This is a genomic window from Ramlibacter sp., from assembly GCF_035706265.1.
Lineage (GTDB): Bacteria > Pseudomonadota > Gammaproteobacteria > Burkholderiales > Burkholderiaceae_C > Ramlibacter.
On the sequence record NZ_DASSVG010000362.1, the window covers coordinates 1 to 4,893 of the forward strand.

Here is a 4,893-nt window from a genome sequence, read left to right on the forward strand (position 1 = left end):
GCAGCCCAGGACATTCTTCGAAAAGGTCTGGAACGATCACGTCATCGGCGATCTGGGCGGAGGCGCGAAGCTGCTCCAGGTGGATCGCCTGGTGCTCCACGAGCTCAGCGGCAGCCAGGCGGTGCGGGCGCTGGCCGAGGCGCGGCGCACGCCGATGAGCCGCGAGCAGGTCTTCACCGTCATCGAGCACCTGATCACGACGCGTCCGGGGCGCGGGCCGACCGAATCAGCTTCGAAAAGCGGGCCGGTGATGATCGAGACCACGCGCAAGGCGTCGCGCGACTGGGGCTTCCACTTCATCGACTACGACGACCCGCGCCAGGGCATCGCGCACGTGGTCGCCACCGAGCTCGGCATCGCGTTCCCCGGCGCCACGCTGGTGTGCTGCGACAGCCATACCTGCACCGTGGGCGGCATCGGCGCGCTGGCGTGGGGAATCGGCCTGAGCGAGGCGGAGCACGTGCTGGCGACCCAGGCGATCGCGCAGGACAAGCCCAAGACCATGCGGGTGCGGTTCGACGGCGCGCTGGCGCGCGGCGTCTACGCCAAGGACATGATCCTTGCCCTGATCGGCAAGTATGGCGCGAACGCCGGCATCGGCTACGCCGTGGAGTTCGCGGGCCCGGCAATCCGCAGCCTGCCGATCGAGGGCCGCCTGACGATCTGCAACATGTCGATCGAGTTCTCCGCCAAGTACGGCTTCGTGCCGCCCGACGAAACCACCATCGAGTACCTGAAGGGCGCGGCTTTCGCGCCGAAAGGGGCCGCGTGGGATACGGCCGTGAGCTACTGGCGTTCGCTGCCCAGCGACGAGGGAGCGAAGTTCGATCGCGAGCTCTCCGTGGACTGCGACGCCCTGGAGCCGCAAGTCAGTTGGGGCATAAGCCCGCAGCAGGTGGCGGCGGTCACGGGGCGCGTGCCCGATCCGTCCGACGCGGCGGATGGCGAAGCCAGGCGGCTGGCGGACCGGGCGCTCGAATACATGCAGCTGAAGCCCGGCACGCCCATGGAGGGGCTGGCCATCGACGTGGCGTACATCGGCTCCTGCACCAACGCGCGCCTTTCGGATCTGCGGGTCGCGGCCGCGCTGCTCAAGGGGCGCAAGGTCAAGGCGGGCGTACAGGCGGTGTGCGTGCCGGGCTCCAGCCCGGTGAAGCGCGCGGCCGAGGCCGAAGGGCTGGACCGCATCTTCCGCGAAGCCGGCTTCGAATGGCACGAATCGGCCTGCGGCTTCTGCGGCCATATCGGCGACAACCGGTTCGCGGGACTGCGCACCATAAGCACCACCAACCGCAATTTCGAAGGGCGGCAGGGGCCGAAGACGCGCACGCATCTCGCCAGCCCGGCCACCGTGGCCGCCTCGGCGATCGAAGGACGCATCACCGACGCAAGGAGGTTTTCCTGATGGAAGCGCTGGTTCAGGTCACCGGCATCGCCGCGCCGATGATGCGCATCAACGTCGACACCGACCAGATCATCCCGGCCCTGTTCCTCGGCGGGACCGACGCAAAGGGTTACGGGAAGCACCTCTTCGCCGGCTGGCGCTTTCTTGCGGACGGCTCGCCGAACCCGGAGTTCATCCTCAACCAGGAGCCCTACACCCGGGCGCAGATCCTGCTGGCCGACCGGAATTTCGGCTGCGGCTCGTCCAGGGAGCGCGCGCCGAAGGCGCTGCGGGAGTTCGGCTTCCGGGCCATCATCGCGCCGTCCTTCGGCGGCATATTCCTCAACAACTGCTACCGCAACGGCATCGCCCCGGTCGAGCTGCCGATCGAGCAGGTGCGCGCGATCGCGGACGAAGTGCAGGCCTCCGGGGGGCTGGGCGAGGTGACCGTCGACCTGCGCGAAAAGCGGGTCGTCTCGCCCGAAGGTCGCAGGTTCGCCTTCGACGCGCCGGAAACCCTGCGGCAGATGCTTCTCCAGGGCGTCGACGAAATCGCCCTGACGCTGGCCCGCATGCCCGAAATCGGCGCCTATCGTGAAGCCGACAAAACCCGCCGACCCTGGGCGTACCCGCCGATCGGTTAGCGCAGCCCCTTGAGGAAGGCGAAGGTGCGCTCGTTCGCGACCTTCGCCGATTTCTCGTCGTAGTTCGCCGGGCGCAACGGGTTGGCGAAGGCGTGCTTGGCGCCGGGATAGGCGTGGAGCTGCACGTTGGGCTTGCCCTGCAGCGCGGCGCGGATCTTCGCCAGCGCCTCGGGCGGCACGGCGTGGTCGAGCTCGCCGAAGTGCAGCAGCAGCGGGCAGCGGATCTTGCCCGCTTCCTCCAGGTAGTTGTGGATGCGCGTGCCGTAGTAGGCCACCGCGCCGTCCACCGGCAGCCGCGCCGCCGCGAGATAGGCGAAGGTGCCGCCGAGGCAGTAGCCGCTCACGGCCACCGGCCCCTTGCACTGCGGCTGCTTCCTGAGGGCCGCGACTGCGGCGCCCAGGTCCTCGACGCCCTGCTCGTAGTCGAAGGCCTTGTGCAGCTCCTGCGCGCGCTTCATGCCGGCCTCGTCGAAGGCCAGCTCGATGCGCGGCTCCAGGCGCCAGAAGAAATCCGGCGCGAGCACCGTGAAGCCTTGCGCGGCGAACAGGTCGGCGAGGTGGCGCACGGAGGGGTTGACGCCGAAGATCTCCTGCACCATGACCAGCCCCGGGCCGCTGCCCGCGGCCGGCACCGAAAGGTAGCCCTCGAAGCTGCCGCCGTCCGCGGCGGCGATCCTGATCCAGCTGGATGCCATTGCCGATCCTCTAGTTCTTGAAGCCGATGGCGCGCACCACCTTGCTCCACTTCGCCTGCTCGGCGGCGAGGAAGCGCGCGTAGTCCTCGGGCGTGCCGGGGGAGGGCACGCCGCTCACCTTGCCGTACTGCTCCTTGACCGCCGCGCTGTTGAGCGCGTTGACCGCGGCGGCGTTGAGGCGCTTGAGCACCGCGGCGGGCGTGCCGGCCGGCGCGACCAGGCCGTACCAGTTGTCGGAGGTGACCCCCGGATAGCCGCCTTCCGCCGTGGTCGGCACATCGGGCAGGGTCGAGGCGCGCGAGGCGCTGGTCACGGCGAGCGCCTTGAGCCGGCCGGCGCGGATGTGGCCGAGCAGCACCGGCACGTCGAAGATGCCCATCTGCACGGTGCCGCCTACCAGGTCGGTGACCGCCGGCGCCGCGCCCTTGTAGGCGACGTGCACCATGTTGAGTCCCGCCTCGGCCTTCAGCAGCTCGCCCGCGAGGTGCGTGATGCTGCCGCCGCCGGCCGAGCCGAAGTTGACCTTGCCCGGGTTCGCCTTGGCGTACGCGATGAATTGCGCCAGGTTGGCTGCCGGCACGGACGGGTGCACCGCGAGCACCTCGGGCACGCGCACCACCACGGTGATCAGCGCCATGTCCTTTTGCACGTCGTAGGGCAGCTTGGAAAGCGAGTAGGGCGCGATCGCCACCGTGGAGGCGCTGTTCAGCGCCAGCATGTAGCCGTCCGGCGCCGACTTGATGGCGCGGTCCACGCCCAGCACGCCGCCGACGCCGCCGATGTTCTCCACGACGACCGGCTGGCCGAGGTCGGCGGACATGCCCTGGGCCAGGCCGCGGCCGAAGATGTCCGCCGGGCCGCCGGCCGGGAACGGCACCACGATGTGCACCGGCCGCGACGGGTAGGCCTGCGCGAGCGCCAGCGCAGGGGCGAGCAACAGGACTGCGAGCAGTTTCTTCACGATTGTTCTCCTCCTTGGGCGCATTCTTGGGGTTCGCTGCCTTTTCGACAACCCCGCCGTGCGAATAGCAGCTATCGCGTCCACAGATGGCTAGCCGCAGCGCGCCGTCATGCCGCCGTCGACCACGATCTCGGTGCCGGTGACGAAGCGCGCTTCGTCGGAGGCGAGGAACAGCGCGGCGCTGGCGGTGTCGCGGCCGTCGCCTTCCACGCCGAGCGGGATGCGCTTGCGCCGCTCGGCGAGCAGCGCCTCGACGTCGCCCCCGGCGCGCTGTGTCGCGAGGCGGAATTCCACCATCGGCGTGTGCAGCTGCCCCGGCACCACGGTGTTCACGCGGATGCCCTTGGCCGCGTACTGCATCGCCACCACGCGCGAGAGCTGGATGATGCCGGCCTTGGTGGCGGCGTAGGCGACCTGCGCCGCGCCGGTCCAACGCAGACCGGAGGTCGAGGCGAGGTTGACGATGGCGCCGCCTTGCTGCCGCTCCATCACCGGCAGCACGTGCTTGCAGCCGAGGAACACGCTTTTCAGGTTCAGGTCGACCTGGGCGTCCCACACCTCCTCGCTCATCTCCACCGGCCCGCCGGCCGCCGAGCCGCCGACGTTGTTCACCAGGATGTCGATGCGGCCGAAGCGCTCGAGGCACGCCGCCACCATCGCCGCCACCGCCCGGCTGTCGGTGACGTCGCAGATGTGGGTTTGCATCCCGCTGCCAGGGGAGCGCTCGGCGGTTTCGGCAAGGCGATCCTTCGAAACATCAACGGCAAAAATCCTTGCCCCCTCTTCCGCGAAGCGCACGGCGATGGCGCGGCCGTTGCCCCAGCCGGGGCCGACCGAGCCGGCGCCGGTGACGATGGCGACCTTATCGCGCAGGCGCAAAGCGGTAGAGGCGCTGCGGGTTGTCGACCAGCAGCGCGCGGCGCTCGGCCTCGGTGGGCGCCATCTGCTCGACGAGGTCCGTGAGCACGCCGTCGTCGGGGACTTCCTTCAGGTTGGGGTGCGGCCAGTCGGTGCCCCACAGCACGCGGTCGCCGCATTCCTGCACCAGCTTGCGGCCGAAGGGCCAGGCGTCCTTCCAGGGCGAGGCCTGCTTCGAGATGCGCTCCGAGCCGCTCACCTTCACGTAGAAATTCTTGTTCTCCAGGAGATGCAGGAGACCGGTGAAGCGCTTGTGCTCCAGGGCCTGCGAAGCGTCGACGCGGCCCATGT

Annotated in this window: 6 protein-coding genes; 2 read left to right on the forward strand and 4 right to left on the reverse strand. The window is 69.5% G+C overall.

Annotation, left to right across the window (positions count from 1 at the left end; translation table 11 throughout):
• Both VFM98_RS13175 and leuD read left to right on the forward strand, forming a co-directional pair.
• On the forward strand, window positions 1-1,405 hold a 1,405-nt coding region (locus tag VFM98_RS13175; protein ID WP_325110375.1), incomplete at its 5' end, for a 3-isopropylmalate dehydratase large subunit.
• A complete protein-coding gene (leuD, locus tag VFM98_RS13180; RefSeq protein WP_325110376.1) occupies window positions 1,405-2,028 on the forward strand; it encodes a 3-isopropylmalate dehydratase small subunit in 624 nt (207 codons plus the stop codon). The genes VFM98_RS13175 and leuD, both read left to right, overlap by 1 nt.
• Here the strand turns inward: leuD and VFM98_RS13185 are convergent.
• The 4 genes from VFM98_RS13185 to VFM98_RS13200 all read right to left on the reverse strand — a co-directional run.
• The gene (locus VFM98_RS13185) at window positions 2,025-2,723 is read right to left on the reverse strand and encodes a dienelactone hydrolase family protein (protein ID WP_325110377.1); all 699 of its coding nucleotides are present in this window, start codon (window positions 2,721-2,723) and stop codon (window positions 2,025-2,027) included. The two genes, leuD and VFM98_RS13185, sit on opposite strands and share 4 nt — an antisense overlap.
• Window positions 2,724-2,733: 10 nt before the next feature.
• Window positions 2,734-3,684, reverse strand: coding sequence for a tripartite tricarboxylate transporter substrate binding protein (locus tag VFM98_RS13190; RefSeq protein WP_325110378.1), 951 nt, complete (start codon window positions 3,682-3,684; stop codon window positions 2,734-2,736).
• A gap of 90 nt (window positions 3,685-3,774) precedes the next feature.
• Window positions 3,775-4,563 carry an SDR family NAD(P)-dependent oxidoreductase gene (locus tag VFM98_RS13195; RefSeq protein WP_325110379.1) on the reverse strand — a complete coding sequence of 263 codons (789 nt, stop codon included), beginning with the start codon at window positions 4,561-4,563 and terminating at the stop codon, window positions 3,775-3,777.
• A partial coding sequence (locus VFM98_RS13200) for an amidohydrolase family protein (protein ID WP_325110380.1) occupies window positions 4,547-4,893 on the reverse strand: 347 nt, incomplete at its 5' end. The genes VFM98_RS13195 and VFM98_RS13200, both read right to left, overlap by 17 nt.